The organism is Chryseobacterium sp. Leaf201 (assembly GCF_001421435.1).
Classification (GTDB): domain Bacteria; phylum Bacteroidota; class Bacteroidia; order Flavobacteriales; family Weeksellaceae; genus Chryseobacterium.
The window spans coordinates 1-18,510 of the sequence record NZ_LMKA01000060.1; the positions used below are offsets into that span (position 1 = coordinate 1).

Consider the following 18,510-nt stretch of genomic DNA (forward strand, 5'->3'; position numbering starts at 1 on the left):
AATAATAGCATCTAAAAACATATCATATATTTTAATTTAAGCTCTGTTGTTTATTTCAACTATCTTAAAGTTTTTGAAAAAAATAAAATGAATATGACAAGTTAAAAAAACAAAACCCCTTCTGAATTTATCAAAAGGGGTTATTATTTAGATTTGAAATCAATTACTTTTTCGCAGCCGGCTTCTTCGCAACCGTTTTTTTCGCAGTTGTCGTTGTTTTTTTCGCAGTTGTCGTTGTCTTTTTAGCAGCAGGTTTCTTAGCGGCAGGTTTTTTCTTCTCTGCAAAAGCTTTCGGATCCTGGTCGGTGATCCATTTTTTAACCTCATCGAGAGAAATTTCTTTCAGTTCTTCGCCTTCATATTTGGTATCATCCGATTTTTTCGGGATTTTAAACATGGCCTTCCCGAATTTGATGAAAGGGCCCCATCTTCCGTTTTCAATGGAGATTTTTTCTTTTTCCCACTGCTGGATATACCGGTTGGCTTCTTTTTCAAGCTTGGCATCAATCAGTTCATTGATGTCGCTTTGAGAAAGATTTTCAAAATCATATTTCTTAGGAACATTCACGAAAATACTTTTGTATTTGATGAAAGGCCCGAATCTTCCCGTTCCTTTAGTTACCGGCTCACCTTTATAGCTGGCAATCGGTGCATCAGCTATTTTCTTTTCATTGATGATTTCCTCCGCACGTTTCTGGTCTACAGACAGCGGATCTTCACCTTTCGGAATACTGATGTAGGTTTCGCCCCATTTCACATAAGGACCGAATCTTCCGACTCCGACTGAAACCGGCTGCCCGTCCACTTCACTCAGGTCAAAAGGCAGCTTAAACAACTCAAGAGCCTCTTCAAACGTAATGGTGGCAATATTCTGTCCGGTCATCAGAGAAGCGAAAACCGGCTTTTCCTCATCATCCGTTTCCCCGATCTGGATCATGGCCCCGAACCTTCCGATTCTGGCATGAACATTTTTACCGGTTTTAGGATCTGTACCCAAAAGCCTTTCGCCGGTGGCGCGGTCTGCATTTTCTTCAACATCTTCAATCCGCGGATGGAATTTCGAGTAGAAATCATTCATCATCTGCTTCCATTTCTGGTCGCCGCTTGCAATTTCGTCAAAACTTTCCTCTACCCTTGCCGTAAAGCCGTAGTCCAGGATTTCTTTGAAATGGTCGGTAAGGAAATCATTCACCACTTCACCGATATCGGTAGGAATGAATTTATTTTTGTCGCCCCCGAACTTTTCTTCAAGGACTTCTTTTTTGATGTTATTTTTTGTCAGGGAAATCTTTACCACCTCTCTGGTCTGAGGTTCAATTTCCCTCTTATCAACATATTCACGGTTCTGGATTGTCTGAATGGTCGGCGCATACGTTGACGGACGCCCGATTCCCAGTTCTTCCAGCTTTCTTACCAGACCGGCTTCCGTATAGCGGGCACTCGGTCTTGTGAACTTTTCTGTTGCGGTGATTCTTTTATAGTCTAAAACTTCCCCTACTTTTACTTTCGGAAGCAGCTTTTCATTGTTTTCTTCATCATCGTCTTCCGCTTTTACGATGCCGTATGCTTTAAGGAACCCGTCAAAGATAATCACTTCACCCTGGGCCTCGAAGTTCTGAGGCAATTTGGCATTCCCGATTTCAATAACGGTTTTTTCAATTTTTGCATTGGCCATCTGGGACGCCAGTGTCCTTCTGTAAATCAACTGGTACAGTTTATTCAGCTGAACATCACCCACACTTTTTACGCTGAAATCCGTAGGGCGGATGGCTTCGTGGGCTTCCTGCGCAGATGAAGATTTTGTAGTATAGTTTCTTGGTGCGGAATATTCTGCCCCGTATTCTGAAGTAATCTGTTTTTTTGCGCCTTCAATGGCTTCCTGGGAAAGGTTTACCGAGTCTGTCCTCATATAGGTAATATACCCTTCTTCGTATAGCCGCTGTGCAATACGCATGGTGTTGGTCACATTATATCCAAGCCTGGATGATGCTTCCTGCTGTAAGGTTGAGGTGGTAAAGGGAGCAGACGCAGAACGTGTTCCCGGTTTTGTCTCAACATTGAGTACTTTGAACTCCGTAGCTTTCGCCAGTTCCAGGAATTTTTCAGCTTCCTCTTCTTTGTTAAAGTCTTTCTTAAGTTTTGCAGAGATTTCCTGCTGGGCCTGGTTCAGAAAGATGCCGTCCAGCTTGAAGCTTGCCTTAGGAACAAATTCACGGATTTCTTTTTCTCTTTCAACGATTAACCTTACGGCAACGGACTGTACCCTTCCTGCTGACAATCCGGGTTTTATTTTTTTCCAGAGCACCGGTGACATTTCAAAACCTACAATCCTGTCCAGTACCCTTCTTGCCTGCTGGGCGTTTACAAGGTTCTGGTCTATATCTCTCGGGTTGTCAATGGCTTTCAGAATGGCATTTTTGGTAATCTCGTGGAAAACAATTCTTTTGCGGTTTTCCGGCTTCAGCTTTAACTCATCTGACAGATGCCAGGCAATAGCCTCCCCTTCACGGTCTTCATCGGAAGCCAGCCATACCATTTCGGCTTTCTTCACGGCGGCTTTCAGTTCCGTTACCAATTTCTTTTTGTCTGCAGAAACCTCGTAATCCGGGCTGAATGTAGCCAGGTCTATTCCCATTCCTTTTTTAGGCAGATCCCTGATATGTCCGAAACTGGATTTTACATCAAAATCTTTCCCTAAATACTTCTGAATAGTTTTTGCCTTGGCCGGTGATTCTACGATTACTAAATTTTTCGACATCCTAAAATTTTTGCAAAAGTAAAGTTTTTTTATCAGATAGATTTTTTTATTACATTTTATTTAGTAATTCAAGGGGTGCAATACATACCCTGTACAAAATCCCCTGGAAGGTAAACCCTTTCCCGGACATCTCTACCCTGTAGATTAAAGAGAAAATAATAATAGCCAGCGTGATATAGAATTTCTTATTAATGACAATCCGCTCAAATCCATACGCAGACCTGCTTTCTTTCAATAATAAAGCAAAAAGCACAATCATCATCATCATATGGATATACATCCATCTTCCCCAATCAATGGCCAGGTAAAACAACGGAAGCGAAAACAGAAAAGCACCAATTAATAAAATAGACAGCACCTTTCGGTTATTTAGAAATTTTAAATAATAGCCCAAATGAAAAATACTGAAAAGTAAACTTATCAGATAAAGTACATATTCGCTCTTATGTTCAATAATATAATCCCTTTCATTGATATTCCAGTAAAAGATCCCGTATACCGGATGAACTCCCCGGTTGGCAAGAATCTGCAGGGACATTCCTTCATTTACATTTTTCCCCAACAATAAAATGAGTAGTGTCGGGATTCCGACGGAAAGAAAATACTTCAGGTATCTTTTATATTCAAATTTTCCTGTTTTCAAATACAGGGCAATGGCAAAGTACGGAACATAAAAAAGCACGACTTCATGCAGTAATGTAGTAACGAAAAGCGCTGCGCAGAAAATGTATTCCCGGTACCTTGTAAGTTTGCCTTTATCCAGGAGATAAGTAAACCAGGTAAACAACAGAAAAACGATAAATTCTTTTTTCCCGACATAGGTTACCGTGTTCAAAAGCCCTACAAAACCAATTGAAGAAAGCAAAAGCGACAGGTACAGCAGATCTGTCATTTTGTAACGGATCAGCTTTGCATACAGCCAGAAAAACCCTGAAATGATGATAAACTGAAAGAAGTAAACAATATAATTAAGACTTAGACCCGTGAGATCCTGTACTAAGAAAAAGAAGCTTCCGGACAAACCCCTTCTTTTGAAACCGCCGTCCTGATAATTGATCAGCCAGTCTGCAAGAATATATCCGTCATCCTTAAAATTATAATAACAGGTAAAAACAAGGGTATAGAGGGCAGTAACCGCAATAAGAAAATAGATAAAAACTTTGATATTAACGTACTTAACAAACTGGGCTGGCCTCATAATGTGTTTTAAGATTGGAACATAAAAAAAGAAATAAAGCAGGTTCAGCTTATTTTCATCATTTTTTGCAAGTTTCAAAAATAATGAATTTCAGCGTAAGTCTGCTTTATTTCCTTTAGCTATTTATTAATACTCAGATTACTCTTTGATAATCTTTACAATCTCTTTTGAATCGTTAATCCTTAATAAATAAGCGCCTGAAATCAGTGAAGAAAGATCGGTTTTCCCGTTTTCAAATTTCCCTGATTTTACCAATTGGCCGGACATGTTGTAAACCTGGTAGTAATATCCGTCATTGCGATCCGGTGTCTTGATATAAAGCTCACTTCTCACCGGATTCGGGAAGAACGAAATTTTTTCCTTAACCGTTTCCTGAATTACTTTCTCACTGAGGACTGCTGAAGGTCTTGCAGTAGGCAAAGCGGTAACCTGCAGCCTTGGAATCACACCTTCTTCATTTCCGAAAGCATCGTATTTAATTTTAACACAACGGCAACTCATTCCGAAATAAGGATCATTGTTATCATGGAAAGCAATCATCCGGTTGGCATTGGATGCGGTATCAAACAATACATTGATAGGCCTTCCGATATAATTACCGTTCAATGCAGCCGTCCAGACTCCCGGATACTGGAAATTAATGGTATTAAAAGTTCCTGCAGCAGGCTGGTTGGCCGTTACGCTTCTGAATCCACGCGATCCGGAATTAGGGTAATTGCCCACTCTGTAGGAAGGATCATTAAAGGTATAGCCGATTGTATAGCTGAACGTAGAACTTCTTCTTACCCTCTGCCCTGCATAATCACTAAGCACGCTGTACGCCGTAGCAACATTCTTATCTTTTTTATACCATGGCGTAAATCCGAAATCCTGTCCGGAAGCAATGGCCACCCCGGTAAGATCAGGAATCCTCCAGCCTTCAGGACACGGATCGAAAGGTGATTTTTCACCTCCTCTTCCCCATCGGTCCGGAGCCAGATTCGGTTCGTTGGCCAGCCAGTCGGTGCCGTTTGTATAAAGCGGTGCCGAACCGTTGTAAGGTGCAAAACTGCTTGGAACCATGTATACCAAAGGATTTCTTACAGAGTAAGAGATTACTTTTGCAATCTTGTCTGATGTTTTATCCGTTGCCAGAACATTAGACGCATTTGCATAGGTATTGTAAGGCACGATATAGCTTCCTCCAAGATCATTATAGGATGCAAAAGAAAGCGTACTGTAAGTGGTGGTTCCGCTTGCCGTTACATTCCCCAGGTACACCGGATAAGAAGCACGGTCATCCGCATACTGGAAAACCGGAATCGGGTCTTTTCTTCCCCACTGGTAATGCATCCCTGTAGATGCTTTGATCTTTGCCAGTTCTGCTGCAGAAGGAGCCAGTGGATTGGCTACTACCGGAAAAGCATCTATAGCACCCAGATTCCGGTCCATAAATTCTGTCTGGAAAATATTATCGGACTTTGGGGTATAATTAACATAATTGGTCACTGAAGAAACCGGCAGCTCTGTGGTATAATTATACGAGCCTACCGCAGTATCCGTTACCCAGATATGCCAGGACCAGTACACCGGATTGGTCACGCTTCCGTTATGCAGCGTTACCACGGCATTCCCGCTTTGATTGGGATTTACGGTAACCGTAATTTTGGAAGAGGCAATAGCACCTAACGAACTTGGAGAAGGGTTTACCACGGTTACGTTATTAATCAGGTTTGTATTGGTAGTCCAGAGAACTTTGGTTTTAAGATTGTTAAAATTAGCCGCATTTAAAATGTCTTTATTATTCAACAGCTGGCTTTGTACAGAAAATGCCTTACTCACCGGAATATCAACGTTAAAAGCCGAAGTATTTTTTACCACCTGGTAAGTATTCGGGTTATCAAGCCCTTCACGGTATTCTGTTTGCGGAAGAAGGTATTCTGTAGGGAAATTATAAGCATTCACTACATATAACGGATCTTTAATGCATCTGCAGCCCGCAGCATCCGTTGTAGGGTTCCCTCCCAAAGGAAAATACCAGTATCTCCCCTGAACGCCCGGATAGTTGGGATCTGCAATATCAGGCTGTCTTTTATCGGGAATCAGAAACAAAGTCCTTGCACTGACTGCCGGAGTCGTATCAAAGTTTCTGGTCATGGTTGCTGTCCAAAGGGTGGTCTGATGCTGATCTGTAAACTGCCCTTGGTGAGCATTGTAAAAAATAGCTCCGGTTCCGGGAAACATTCCCATATTCTGGCCTCCTGCATTGGACAGGTCAAACCCAAAATTAGGATAAAGCTTAAAATTGGTCATAAAGCTTGGCACACCGGAATCTGTAGGTTTTATTTTATGATAGCCGTTGGCTTCAAAAACATTTTTCCCCATATTGGTCCTTACGCCGAATGGTGAGAAATCTACCCTGACATCATCCACATACGATGATGAAGATAAATTGGCGACCAGAACCGAAGGCATTCTCCAGCCGTTCGGGCACGGATCATAGGCAGATTTATCCCGGTAAGGCTGGGCAGCGGCATCAGTATTATAATTGAGGTCTACTTTGCCACGGGAATTGTCTGACCAAAGGTTCAGCTCAGGCAGCTGGCTGTCATTAAGGCCCGGCATCCTCCCGAACCAGTTGACCATAAGGTTTGTATTGTTGTTATAATAGGCAATTCCGGAATTATCATTTTTATTTACATAAATAAGGCTGAGCGGATTTTTTACTGAAAAACGGATATTGTTTGCAATGGTGGCATTAGAAAGTGTAATAAACCTCCTCAGATTATCAAAATTGGTAGCCCCGGTAAAATTTCTTGCCCCCCTGTGACGTACCCGTCCAATGGACCCTGAAACTTCATAAAAGTCATTTCCACGCTGTACCAATGGCGGGATAGGGTCTTTTCTTCCCCACTGGTAAAGCAGTCCGCCATTCCTGTTCCATTCATTTGCAGTAAGTGAACCGCTTACGGCACCGAGGTTCCTGTCCATCCATCCCCATTCTGAATCAGGGATCGTTTCAATGGCGCCGTCTGCTCTTTCCCTTTTTACATTAGGATAACTCTTGTATTTTGAGCCGTTAGAAGGATCATCCGTTACCCAGATGTGCCAGGACCAGTAAATTTCACCGTTTACCCTGAACACAACTACGGCATTTCCTTTTTTAGCTTTGTTGACAGGCACCTTGATTTTTGCATTTTCACCGGCATCCACCACTTCCAGTGCATATCCTGATCCGGATTTTATCAGCCCGTGAACATCTTCCCATAAAACATCTGCGGTAACTTTCCCTGCAGGGATGGCTGCTCCGCCGATATAGCGGTCCTGTGCCCACATGGCATAGGCTTTTCGTACAGGAATATAAAGGCCGTCACCGTTCTGGCTGGGATCAAATATATAACTGTTAGGTGCTTTGGTCCAGTCCGGACCAACAATTTTAGATGTATTTTTTACAACATCAGATGAATCACTGAAACCAATAGAGCTTATACTTTCACTAATAATTTGTTTTTTATCTGCAAATGCAGATGATTTGATTAAAGAATCCGGATTTTTGAAATATGCTTTTTCATGCATCTCAAAATTCCCACTTGTTTTCACTTCCATGCCTTTGGCATAGACCCCTTGCGTAACCCAAAAACAGGATACTGCCGCTAAACTTATGACTGACTTCTTCATGTTTTAAATTTTGTGTATTATAAAAATACAACATTTACACCTTTATCAAAGAAAATCAATTTATTTTATAAATAATTAATGAATAAAATAATTCACACAATAATAAGATAACATAAACAGGATATCATCCCATAAATCTTATTTGACCTTATCATTTTTTTATGAAAACAAAGGGTTTATTAAAAAGTTTACAAAAAATAATAATCAAGATTAACAATTCTTAACATTGGGAAATATTATAGACTGTATAAATAACACAACAGATGAGGGCAGTGTTTGATAAACACTGCCCTCATTATTCTTTAATCTGTTACCGTTTAATTAAGGCAAAACATGATTTTTGTAAAGTTCCCAGGTAAACCTTCCGGCGGTAATATTTCTGAAGCTTGAGAATACGACAAAGTTGAAAATGGTAAGCGCAATAATGAATGAATAAATTGCTTTTTTAGTCCCTTCAGAAGTTACATACATGGCATTCGGGATGATAATATAGGCAAAACCGATAAACGATCCGGCAAGCCTGGAAGAGAAAATAGGGTTACTCCTGAAAATAAAATAAAAGCAAACCCCAATCACTACGTAAGCCCGGTGATATTCATAATAGGGAAACTTTTCTTTCATCTTTTCATCAAAAGTAAAGAGGAAGAACGTAAGGATGGCCATCATTACTTCCGGAATCCCAATGGCTCCGTTCAGCCTTTCGGCAGACTCATCCATATACCCGTTGAAACCTACGGCGAAGGTACTGTCTGATGCAATGCTGTTCATGATGCTTCCGAAGGAACGGTACACTTCAAACGGCGACAGGAATACGGAAATAATGATCATTCCCAGCATCACAAACCTGTTCAAAGGAATCTTCACCAGCCAGTACATAGGCAAGAACACATAACACACAGTATGGATGCCCGCGGCGAGGTAAATACATAAAAGATAGGCGATAAGCTTCCGCTCTTTAATATACCTTATCCCGAAATAGGCTATGAAAGACCCCAGGTTCTGCCTGATCTGCCCGCTTTCCCCGATAAAGAATCCGGGAATAAACAGAAACAGCATGAAGGTAAAAGGGTAAAAAGTATTCTCTTCCGTATACTCCACCTTAAAATAGATAGCCAGGATGGCAATAACAAAAGTGAGTATATAGAAAGGCGCGTTAAAAATATTCAGTAAAAACTTATTGATAAGAACATACAGCCACTCCACTTCCACAGGCTGAGGCCCCTCCAATCCTATCGCTTTCAGGAACAGGGAAATATAAAACTTGGTATCGGAATACACATAAATCCCGCGGTAACTTCCGTAATCCGGACCGACATTATCCCGGAGCCCGGCAATCACCATCAGATACAGACCTAAAAACCAAAGCCATTTTTTATCCACTCTGCCATTGAACACTTCCTGATAGCTGAAAATCATCATATAGATGATCGCAATGATATAATAAGGATGTAATAAATGCATGGTTAGATATAATGTTTTTTAAACTGATAAGAAGCCATTACCATCCCTGTAAGAATGAGCGGCATAAACAACCTTGTTTCCCAGAAAATCCCCACCAAAGCAATCATGATAAGATAAGGAATGGAGAAAAGTAAATATTTCCTGATCATTGTTTTTCCGGTATCATCACAAAATGTATAGCTGAAATAAATCCCCAGTACACCGAACAGCAGCCCTATCAGATTGTATGGGCTCGTTATATTTTTAATCAGATAAATCCCTTCAAAAAATGAAGCATGCTGAGGAATGAGGATCCTCAAAGCCACATACGGAACGATAAAAGCAATGATCAGAAGCACAACCTCTTTAAGAAAGGCAAAGTTTTTATTTTTTATATTTTGAAAGCTGATAAAAACCGCTGCGAAAAATGCAATATTAAGACAGGCCGTTTCTCTGACCAGTGTTGAAATAAAAACAATAATCCCCAAACCGATTAAATCTGCCTTTGCCCTGCGCTCTGCATATTTCAGAGTGAAAAACATTCCCCAGACATAAAAAAAGATGGCAATTAAGTCACAGTTGGTAGGAACATACTGCATGATCACAATGAAAAATACCGCGATCAGATGAACCATTCTCCTTACATTTTCATTGACAAGAAGCGCAACAGGCTTCAGCTTCAAAATAAGATGAAAGACTAATGAGGTAAGAAGAAAAAAGAAAACATTGATGAGAAAAGTGCTGTGATAAAACAGAGAGCCCTGCTTGAGGAGAAAACTTTTTGCAAAAGGCAGGTAATGATTTACTGTAAAAGTTACCGCATCTGTTACATGTATACTCAGGTAATTCGGGATTACCCGGTATGCGTATACGGAAGAGAACATAAAATCCGGTGCTTTTTCCCAGGATTTGATACCGACCACATAGGAAGTTTCAAACCCGTAATAGGAGATAAAGAACAGTAAAAAGGGAAAAATTATTATAAATAAAAATCCGTTTATTTTTTCATCAAAGATTTTAAACATACCAAATCTGAGCTTGTTGGCTCAGTGATTTTTGTTTCATAAAGTATTTCATCAGCCGGGAAGTTTTGCAAAAGTAGATTTTTTTTTCATTTCGCCTAAATATTTTGTTGATTTTCAGTTAAAACTTATCGAACTCTTCACGAAAAAATTAAATTTGCAGCTTGATTTGACATGCGATGCATCGTTTTTTTATTTATTTATATTACCTCATCTCCGGAAACAGACTCCTTTCTGCATTTATTGCAGCAGGGATAGCCGTTTTGTGTTTATTTTTTGCTTCAAAAATCAATTTTGAAGAAGACATTAACCAGATTATTCCCAAAAGCGAAAAGTCTGACCTTACGGCAAAAGTCCTGAAACAGCTTAACTTTTCAGATAAGATTATTGTTATCATCGAAAACAAATCGGCAGAAAACAGTTTCCAGCTCTCAGAAACGGCAGATGCCTTTTTAAATAAGGTTGCACCGCTGCAGAAATACATAGGCTCGGTTCAGGGGAAAGTAAACGATAATGAAATTTCAGAAACCTTTGATTTTGTCAACCAAAACCTCCCGTTATTTTTAAATGAAGAAGATTATCAGGAAATTGAAAGAAAACTTCAGAAAGACAGCATTGCCCGTCAGGTAGAAAACAATTATATCTCTCTGTCTTCACCCACGAGCCTCGTGACCAAAGAATTTATCAGGAAAGACCCTCTGGGAATTACGTTTTTGGGCATTAAGAAACTCAATGCTTTAAACATCAGCAAAGATTTTAAACTTGAAGACAGCTATATCGTTACAAAAGACGGGAAAAACCTCCTGCTTTTCATTGATCCGAAAAATAAAAGCAATGATACCAAAAACAATGAGGTTTTCATCAATCAGTTAAACGAAATAAAAAACGGACTTAACCGTCAGTTTAAAGGCAAAACAGAAATCAGTTACTTCGGTTCTCCGGTAATTGCCGTGGCGAACGCCCAGCAGATTAAAAAAGACATCCAGAATACAGTCATTATTTCCATGACGGTCCTCCTGATTCTCCTGATCTACTATTTCAGGAATATTTTCACTCCGTTTATTGTTTTCCTTCCGACGGTTTTCGCGGTTTTACTTGCTTTGCTGATCTTATATTTCATTAAAGATAAAATCTCGGCGATTTCACTCAGCGTCGGAGCCATCCTTATCGGCATTACCATTGATTATGCCCTGCATATCCTTACGCACTATAAACACAACAACAATATCGAAGGGCTTTATAAGGAGATCACACAGCCTATTATATTAAGCAGTGCTACAACGGCCGTTTCTTTCCTGTGCCTTGTTTTTGTACGTTCCGAAGCATTGAAAGACCTGGGTCTTTTTGCCGCCATCACCGTAATCCTGTCAGCTGTCAGTGCCCTAATTATCGTTCCTCAGCTTTACAAACCGAAAACGCAGGAAAAGAAAGTCAGCACCAATTTCATTGATAAAATAGGATCTTACCCTTACGAAAAAAACAAGCCTTTAATTATCGGATGTTCCGTTATTATCATCGCCTGTCTTTTCGGGTTCAGGCATGTAGGCTTTAATGAAGATATCGGTGACCTGAATTACATCCCAAAAGATTTAAAAATAAGCGAGGCAAAGCTTCAGAAGCTGTCGGACATCACTTCAAAATCCATCTATACTATTTCTTACGGAAATTCTGAAGATGAAGCTTTAACAAGAAACTCCCGGCTGAGCGGGTTCTTGGAAAAAGAAAAAAGAGAAGGCAAAATATTAAGCTACAGTTCTCTGGGGAATGTTGTTCTATCTGAGAAAGACCAGCAAAGAAAAATTGAGCTCTGGCAGAAGTTCTGGGATCCGGGTAAAAAAAGCCGGACCATTTCCGAACTGACCGGTAACGGCAATAAATTCGGGTTCAACAGTTCGGCCTTTGACCGGTTTACTGAAAATTTAAATAAGCCGTACACTACTTTAAGCCTGAAAGACTATGAAAAAGTGAAGGCTTTGCAGATTTCAGAATTTCTAAGCCAGGAAAATGGGTTTTATACCGTTTCAAACGTGGTAAAGGTAGATGAAACAAAAAGAGACGCCTTTATCCGGGATGTTGAAAAAAACCATGATGCGCTGGCCATTGACCGGCAGCAGATGAATGAGAACTTTTTAGGCCTGTTAAAAAGGGATTTTAATACCCTGATCAATTATTCCCTGCTGGCCATTGTTTTAACCATCGTTGTTTTCTTCAGGAATTTTGAACTGACAATCCTCACCATGTTTCCTATTGTTTTAACAGGCGTTGTAACGGCAGGAATCCTCTATTTCTTAGGTTTGGAACTGAATATTTTCAGTACCGTGGTCTGCACACTCGTTTTCGGAGTCGGAGACGATTTCAGCATCTTCCTGACCCAGGCCATGCAGAAGGAACATACCACCGGGAAAAATGAGCTCCCAACCTACAGGACCTCCATTATCCTGGCTGTTTTCACCACCATCTTATCCATCGGATCACTGATTTTTGCGAAGCATCCAGCTCTGCATTCATTAGCTTTGGTTGCTTTAATCGGAATGTTTTCCGTCATCATTATTACCTCTACCTTATACCCGTTCTGGTTCAGGCTGGTGATTACCAACCGGGCAAAGAAAGGGCTTTCCCCTATTACATTCAGGCTATTTATATATTCTGTATTTTCCTTTTTATATTATGGACTGGGAGGCCTGTTCTTTTCTGTCTTTTTAAGTTATTTCACAAAGAATTCCAGAGGGAGAACCCTGAACCTGATCAAATTAATTTTAGCCCGTTTTTTAACTTCCGTGCTGTTTACGAATCTATGGGTAAGGAAAAAGGTCATTAAAAATACAAAAGAGGATTTCAGCAGGCCCGCGGTAATTATTGCAAACCATACTTCTTTTCTGGATACACTGGCCATTTCTATGGCTACCCACAAAGTTGTCTACCTGGTTAATGACTGGGTATACCAGTCGCCGGTTTTCGGAAGAATGGTAAGGGCATTGGGATGCTACCCTGTTTCCCAGGGCATTGAAAACGGAATGAAGCAGTTAAAGGAAAAAGTGGATCAGGGATACTCTCTGGTTGTTTTTCCGGAAGCGGAACGGTCTTACACCAATGAGGTTAAGCGGTTCCATAAAGGGGCATTTTATCTGGCAGAAGAATTCGGTATGGATATCCTGCCGCTTTACATCCACGGAAATGCTGAAGTACTGCCCAAAGGGGATTTTATTATTTATGACGGGGCTATTACGGTAAAAGTCGGCGACCGGATTATGAAAGAAGATGCAGGCTTCGGCAGCAGCTATTCTGAAAGAGCCAAGAAAATCAATGCTTACTACAGGGATGAGTTTGCCAGGCTGAGAGCAGCACTTGAAGACGAAAATTATTTCAGGAAAAAATTATTTTTAAGCTTCCTGTATAAAGATGCAGAAGTGGTAAAAGAAGTAAAAAAGGATTTTAACCTGCACAAATCTGTTTATTTTGAATTGAATAAGCATATTCCGAAGAATGCAAATATTCTGCATGTTGCAGATGATTTCGGGCAGAAGGATGTCCTGCTCACCCTTCAGCAGCCGGGGAGAACGGTGTTCAGTTTTATAAAAGACCTTGAAAAACGGCAGATTGCCAAACAGAACTATCTGGTAAAAAGAAGGAAGATCAGTTATATAAATGATACCGGCGAAATTAAAAAGCAGATTGATGTCTTATTGGTTTCTGATGATCATTTCAGGATTAATGAAATGGCCGGACTTCCTCCAACCGTCATCTTTATCCATACAGATGAAAATGGATTGAACCCTGATGTTTACAGGCTGAAATGGGGTTCCGGATCTTTAAAAATATTTAGTTCTGAATAATAAATATGAAAATCATATTTTTGTACCCGGATAAAAAGAATTAATGAAAAAGAATATACTTGTGCTCTATTATACTCAGACCGGCCAGCTGGAAGATATTGTAAAAAATATTGCCCGGCCGTTTGAGAATAAAAACGAGGAATATGAAGTCACTTATTATAATATCAGGCTGAAAGAGGATTTTCCTTTTCCATGGCCCAGCGACGTGTTTTTTAATACGTTCCCGGAATCCTATCTTCAGATCCCGAGCGAGATTCTTCCGCCTCCGGCTGAGGTGCTGAACAAGAAATTTGATCTGATTTTATTCGGGTACCAGGTCTGGTATTTAACCCCTTCCATCCCTACTATTTCATTCCTGAAAAGCAAGTATGCCGCAGACATCCTTAAAGACACTCCCGTTGTTACCATTTCCGGAACCCGGAATATGTGGATGCTCTCCCAGGAAAAATTAAAAGTATATTTAAAAGATCTGAAAACACAGCTGGTGGGAAACATTGCACTGGTAGACCGCCATGATAATTATACCAGCGTACTGACGATCCTCCGTTGGATGACTACCGGTAAAAAAGAGAAATCAGGAATGCTGCCGGCCGCCGGCGTATCAGAAGAAGAAATTGCAGGCTCCGGAAAATACGGGGAAATCATAGAAAAACATTTTTCACAGGATAATTTTACGGGTCTTCAGCCCGAACTGGTAAAAAACGGAGCCGTGGAAATCAGGCCCTTTCTGGTAAGAGTGGAAAAAGTAGGCAACAAAATCTTCACGGTATGGTCTAACCTTATCATCAGGAAAAAAGAAAAGCGCCCATTGCTCATCAAATTCTTTAAGGTATATTTGATGGCTGCGATCTGGATTATTTCACCCATCGTGTTGGTTCCGCACCTGCTGACCACCCCCCTGTTCTGGTTTAAAAGAAAGAAACAAAGAGAATATTTACAAGGAATTAATTTAAAATAGAATGTACGACGTATTTATAACAAAAGCATCAACATACTTACCCAATGAGCCGGTTTCAAATGACGAAATGGAAACGTATCTTGGTTATATAAACGACACTCCATCTAAAGCAAAGTCTTTGATTTTAAGAAATAATAAAATCACAACGAGGTACTACGCATTGGATAAAAACGGGAAACCCACACATACCAATGCCCAGATCACGGCTAAAGCAGTTGAAATGCTCTTTGATGAAGACTTTTCAAAAGAAAAAATGGAGCTGCTGTCCTGCGGAACCACATCTGCAGACCAGATCCAGCCTTCACACGCCTCTATGGTACACGGAGAGCTGGACTTAGGCAGGTCTATCGAAATCAATACCTCTACCGGGCTTTGTAATTCAGGAATGAATGCTTTCAATTACGGTTTCCTATCTGTAAAAGCAGGCGTAAAACAAAACGCAGTCTGTGTAGGTTCAGAAAGGTTTTCTTCCTGGATGACCGCAGATAAATTCAATCACGAAGCGGAAAACCTAAAACTGCTGGAAGAGAGGCCGATTATTGCCTTCAAAAGGGAATTCCTCAGATGGATGCTTTCTGACGGTGCAGGTGCGCTTCTGTTGGAAAACCAACCGAGAGAAAACAGCACTTCGCTTAAGGTAGAATTCATTGATTTCTATTCCTATGCCCATGAAATTGAAGCATGTATGTATTCGGGCTGTGAAAAGCAGGAAGACGGAAGCCTAAAATCCTGGGCAGATTATCCTTCAGACGAATGGCTGAAAGAATCTATCTTTGCCTTGAAACAGGATACGAAAATCCTGGATCAGTATATTTTGGTAAAGGGGGCTGAAAGCTTAAGGTCTTCTTTTGACAAGCACAACCTGGATCCTGAAAAAATAGACCATGTACTGGCACACATTTCATCAGGGTATTTTAAAGAAGGGCTGAAAGACGAATTTGCTAAAAAAGGAATGGATTTCCCATGGGAAAAATGGTTTTACAACCTTTCCGAAGTAGGAAATATCGGTGCAGGATCCATTTTCATCGCCTTGGAAGAGCTGATGAATTCCGGAAAGCTGAAAAAAGGGGAAAAAGTATTGCTTTGTGTACCTGAAAGCGGAAGGTTCGCTTATTCATGCGCATTATTAACCGTTTGCTAATGGAACGCACACTGCCTGTAAGCGACCGGGATTTTGTGGAAAGCCTGATTCCCCAGCGGACCCCGTTTGTGATGGTCAGCAGCATAGACCATTATACCGAAGACCGGCTGATCTCAGGGTTTCAGATTCAGGAGGAAAATATTTTTGTTCACGACGGGATTTTTCAGGCGTCGGGGCTAATTGAGCATCAGGCGCAAAGCGTTGCTTTACACACCGGTTATAAATTTTATCTGCTGGGAAAAGAAGCCCCGACAGGTTACATTGGTGCCATCAAGTCTTTTGAGGCTTATGCACTGCCGAAAGCCGGGGATATTTTAAAGACAGAAGTTAAAATCCTGAATGAAATCATGGGCGTAACACTGGTAGATGCCGTTACGACACTTAATGATGCAGTGATTGCAAGTTCCCAGATGAAAACAGTGGTAAAATAAATCTTAATTATTTTTGAATTAAATTAAAATCAGTTCAGAAAAACATTGAGATTTAGGATTAAAAAATAAAAATGGAAATCAAAGACGAAAACATCATCAACATCCATAATTTTCTTCCGCACCGGGAACCGATGCTGATGACGGATTATATCCTGGAGTTAACCCAGGAAAAGGTGGTGACTTCTTTTGAAATCTTGGAAGACAATATTTTTGTCCATAATAATCAGTTCGTTGAAGCGGGCCTGATTGAAAATTTAGCCCAGACCTGTTCTTCAATCCTGGGCCAGAGCTTCTTTGAAAACCCTGAAGCAGATACAAAAGTGATCGGTTTTATTACCAATATCAAAAAAATTGAAGTTTTCGCGCTGCCGGAAGTAGGTGACAAGATTATCTCAAAAGCATCCCTGATTTCCCAGTTTGAAAACATCTGCCATATTTTCTGTGAGACCTTTAATCATAACGAATTACTGATCCGGGCTGATATTAACCTGTTCATTCAAGAAATAAAGCACTGATAATAATGAAAAAACAAGATCTCCCCCAGGATGAAAGCAATATGAAATCAGCCAACATGACGGAAGTCCTGTATGTAACTGATGAAAATGATAACTATACCACGGCCAACAGCATTGGATGGGACGCTAAAAAAGCAGCACTGGATGAATCTATGGAGCTGATCCATGAAAGGATTGAAGAAGCAAAACAGAATGTTGCCGACAATAAGGTAAGTCCGGTTATCTATTTTATGGAACTCAATAAAATGGACCTGCAGGTTTTGGCAGCTTATGTCGGGATGTGGCAGTGGCGTGTTAAAAGGCACACAAAACCTAAGGTATTTAAGACACTAAGCGAATCTGTACTGAAAAAATATGCCGATACATTCGGGATTTCAGTAGATGAATTAAAAAACTTCAGCGGAAAATAAATAAAAGATGCTTCAAAGCCATTCTTATTGCCGTTTGTTCTGGCGAGAAGAATCCATGAGGCAGTTTTTAACATGATTAACCGCCAGGAAGACAGAGCTGTGAATGAATAAATGAATTCATTTGGCTTATAAAAAAAACCAAGAGTTACGAATGAAAATTAATTTTGAACACCACCAGACTGCGCATTGCGAGAACGGTGTCGCCTCTAATTTACTGCTTAACAAAGGCCTGAAACTCAGTGAACCTATGATTTTCGGAATCGGTTCTGGACTGTTCTTTGTATACCTCCCTTTTTTAAAAGTAAACTTCGCTCCCGGGTTCAGCTACCGCCCTATGCCGGGTGCTATTTTCAGCAAAGCGGCAAAGCGTCTGGGGATTAAAATAAAAAGAGTAAAATTTTCCGATCCTCAGGAAGCTCAGAAAGCCCTGGAAAAAAATCTTGAAAACAATATCCCGACAGGGCTGCAGGTAGGGGTTTTCAATCTCACCTACTTTCCTGAAGAATATAAATTTCATTTCAATGCCCACAATCTGGTCGTGTACGGAAAAGAAGACGGTAAGTTTTTAATCAGTGATCCTGTAATGGATTATGTGACTTCCCTCTCCGAAGCGGAACTGGAAAAAGTAAGGTATGCCAAAGGTGCACTTCCCCCGAAAGGCCATATGTACTACCCAATCTATATTCCGGAAAACGTAAATCTGGAGGAAGCTATTAAAAAAGGGATTAAAGATACCTGTAAAAATATGCTTGCCCCGGTACCGATTATCGGAGTAAAAGCGATACGCTGGGTCGCCAAAAACATCCCGAAATGGGCTGAAAAGAAAGGGACAAAAACCACCAACCACTATCTGGGACAGCTGATCAGGATGCAGGAGGAAATCGGGACCGGCGGCGGAGGCTTCAGGTTTATCTATGGTGCATTTTTACAGGAAGCGGCCGTAATCCTCAAAAACGACCAATTGAAAGAACTTTCCAAAGAAATTACCGCAATCGGCGACCTTTGGAGGGATTTTGCCGTAGATATTGCAAGGGTATACAAAAACAGGAACTCGAAAAGCGATATTTATAACAACCTTTCAAAATCAATGCTTCATATTGCAGATCTGGAAGAAGCTTTTTATAAAAAACTGAGAAAAGCAATCTGA

12 protein-coding genes are annotated in these 18,510 nt (G+C 40.6%); 7 read left to right on the plus strand and 5 right to left on the minus strand.

Annotation, left to right across the window (positions count from 1 at the left end):
• Positions 1-163 precede the first annotated feature (163 nt).
• The 5 genes from topA to ASE55_RS07160 all read right to left on the minus strand — a co-directional run bounded on the left by topA (position 164) and on the right by ASE55_RS07160 (position 10,078).
• Positions 164-2,758 (minus strand): type I DNA topoisomerase, encoded by a 2,595-nt coding sequence (gene topA / locus ASE55_RS07140; protein WP_056217138.1) that lies wholly within the window; start codon positions 2,756-2,758, stop codon positions 164-166.
• Positions 2,759-2,807: 49 nt separating this feature from the next.
• Complete coding sequence (locus ASE55_RS07145) at positions 2,808-3,956, minus strand: hypothetical protein (protein WP_128414520.1); 1,149 nt, start codon at positions 3,954-3,956, stop codon at positions 2,808-2,810.
• A gap of 138 nt (positions 3,957-4,094) precedes the next feature.
• Positions 4,095-7,613: a T9SS type A sorting domain-containing protein gene (locus ASE55_RS07150; protein WP_056217145.1), complete on the minus strand. Its 3,519-nt coding sequence runs from the start codon at positions 7,611-7,613 to the stop codon at positions 4,095-4,097.
• A 321-nt stretch (positions 7,614-7,934) separates the two neighbouring features.
• On the minus strand, positions 7,935-9,074 hold the full coding sequence (locus ASE55_RS07155) for an EpsG family protein (protein WP_056217148.1): 1,140 nt from the start codon (positions 9,072-9,074) through the stop codon (positions 7,935-7,937).
• 2 nt (positions 9,075-9,076) lie between these two features.
• Complete coding sequence (locus ASE55_RS07160; RefSeq protein ID WP_056217151.1) at positions 9,077-10,078, minus strand: hypothetical protein; 1,002 nt, start codon at positions 10,076-10,078, stop codon at positions 9,077-9,079.
• A 176-nt stretch (positions 10,079-10,254) separates the two neighbouring features.
• Here ASE55_RS07160 and ASE55_RS07165 point away from each other — a divergent pair, with 176 nt between their 5' ends.
• The 7 genes from ASE55_RS07165 to ASE55_RS07195 all read left to right on the plus strand — a co-directional run bounded on the left by ASE55_RS07165 (position 10,255) and on the right by ASE55_RS07195 (position 18,510).
• Positions 10,255-13,908, plus strand: a complete 3,654-nt coding sequence (locus ASE55_RS07165) for an MMPL family transporter (protein WP_056217154.1) — start codon at positions 10,255-10,257, stop codon at positions 13,906-13,908.
• A 43-nt stretch (positions 13,909-13,951) separates the two neighbouring features.
• The gene (locus ASE55_RS07170) at positions 13,952-14,866 is read left to right on the plus strand and encodes a hypothetical protein (RefSeq protein WP_056217157.1); all 915 of its coding nucleotides are present in this window, start codon (positions 13,952-13,954) and stop codon (positions 14,864-14,866) included.
• 1 nt (position 14,867) lies between these two features.
• Positions 14,868-16,007 (plus strand): beta-ketoacyl-ACP synthase III, encoded by a 1,140-nt coding sequence (locus tag ASE55_RS07175; protein ID WP_056217159.1) that lies wholly within the window; start codon positions 14,868-14,870, stop codon positions 16,005-16,007.
• A complete protein-coding gene (locus tag ASE55_RS07180) occupies positions 16,007-16,438 on the plus strand; it encodes a hypothetical protein (RefSeq protein WP_056217162.1) in 432 nt (143 codons plus the stop codon). The genes ASE55_RS07175 and ASE55_RS07180 overlap by 1 nt, the downstream gene beginning before the upstream one ends.
• A 71-nt stretch (positions 16,439-16,509) precedes the next feature.
• On the plus strand, positions 16,510-16,953 hold the full coding sequence (locus ASE55_RS07185) for a hypothetical protein (RefSeq protein ID WP_056217164.1): 444 nt from the start codon (positions 16,510-16,512) through the stop codon (positions 16,951-16,953).
• A gap of 5 nt (positions 16,954-16,958) precedes the next feature.
• A complete protein-coding gene (locus ASE55_RS07190) occupies positions 16,959-17,363 on the plus strand; it encodes a hypothetical protein (RefSeq protein WP_056217167.1) in 405 nt (134 codons plus the stop codon).
• A 151-nt stretch (positions 17,364-17,514) separates the two neighbouring features.
• Positions 17,515-18,510, plus strand: a complete 996-nt coding sequence (locus tag ASE55_RS07195) for a BtrH N-terminal domain-containing protein (protein WP_056217170.1) — start codon at positions 17,515-17,517, stop codon at positions 18,508-18,510.

What these genes read in the sequence shown, in the direction of transcription:
- topA (WP_056217138.1), bottom strand. Translation starts at nt 2,758, where the DNA reads ATGTCGAAAAATTTAGTAATCGTAGAATCACCGGCCAAGGCAAAAACT.
- ASE55_RS07145 (WP_128414520.1), bottom strand. Translation starts at nt 3,956, where the DNA reads ATGAGGCCAGCCCAGTTTGTTAAGTACGTTAATATCAAAGTTTTTATC.
- ASE55_RS07150 (WP_056217145.1), bottom strand. Translation starts at nt 7,613, where the DNA reads ATGAAGAAGTCAGTCATAAGTTTAGCGGCAGTATCCTGTTTTTGGGTT.
- ASE55_RS07155 (WP_056217148.1), bottom strand. Translation starts at nt 9,074, where the DNA reads ATGCATTTATTACATCCTTATTATATCATTGCGATCATCTATATGATG.
- ASE55_RS07160 (WP_056217151.1), bottom strand. Translation starts at nt 10,078, where the DNA reads ATGTTTAAAATCTTTGATGAAAAAATAAACGGATTTTTATTTATAATA.
- ASE55_RS07165 (WP_056217154.1), top strand. Translation starts at nt 10,255, where the DNA reads ATGCATCGTTTTTTTATTTATTTATATTACCTCATCTCCGGAAACAGA.
- ASE55_RS07170 (WP_056217157.1), top strand. Translation starts at nt 13,952, where the DNA reads ATGAAAAAGAATATACTTGTGCTCTATTATACTCAGACCGGCCAGCTG.
- ASE55_RS07175 (WP_056217159.1), top strand. Translation starts at nt 14,868, where the DNA reads ATGTACGACGTATTTATAACAAAAGCATCAACATACTTACCCAATGAG.
- ASE55_RS07180 (WP_056217162.1), top strand. Translation starts at nt 16,007, where the DNA reads ATGGAACGCACACTGCCTGTAAGCGACCGGGATTTTGTGGAAAGCCTG.
- ASE55_RS07185 (WP_056217164.1), top strand. Translation starts at nt 16,510, where the DNA reads ATGGAAATCAAAGACGAAAACATCATCAACATCCATAATTTTCTTCCG.
- ASE55_RS07190 (WP_056217167.1), top strand. Translation starts at nt 16,959, where the DNA reads ATGAAAAAACAAGATCTCCCCCAGGATGAAAGCAATATGAAATCAGCC.
- ASE55_RS07195 (WP_056217170.1), top strand. Translation starts at nt 17,515, where the DNA reads ATGAAAATTAATTTTGAACACCACCAGACTGCGCATTGCGAGAACGGT.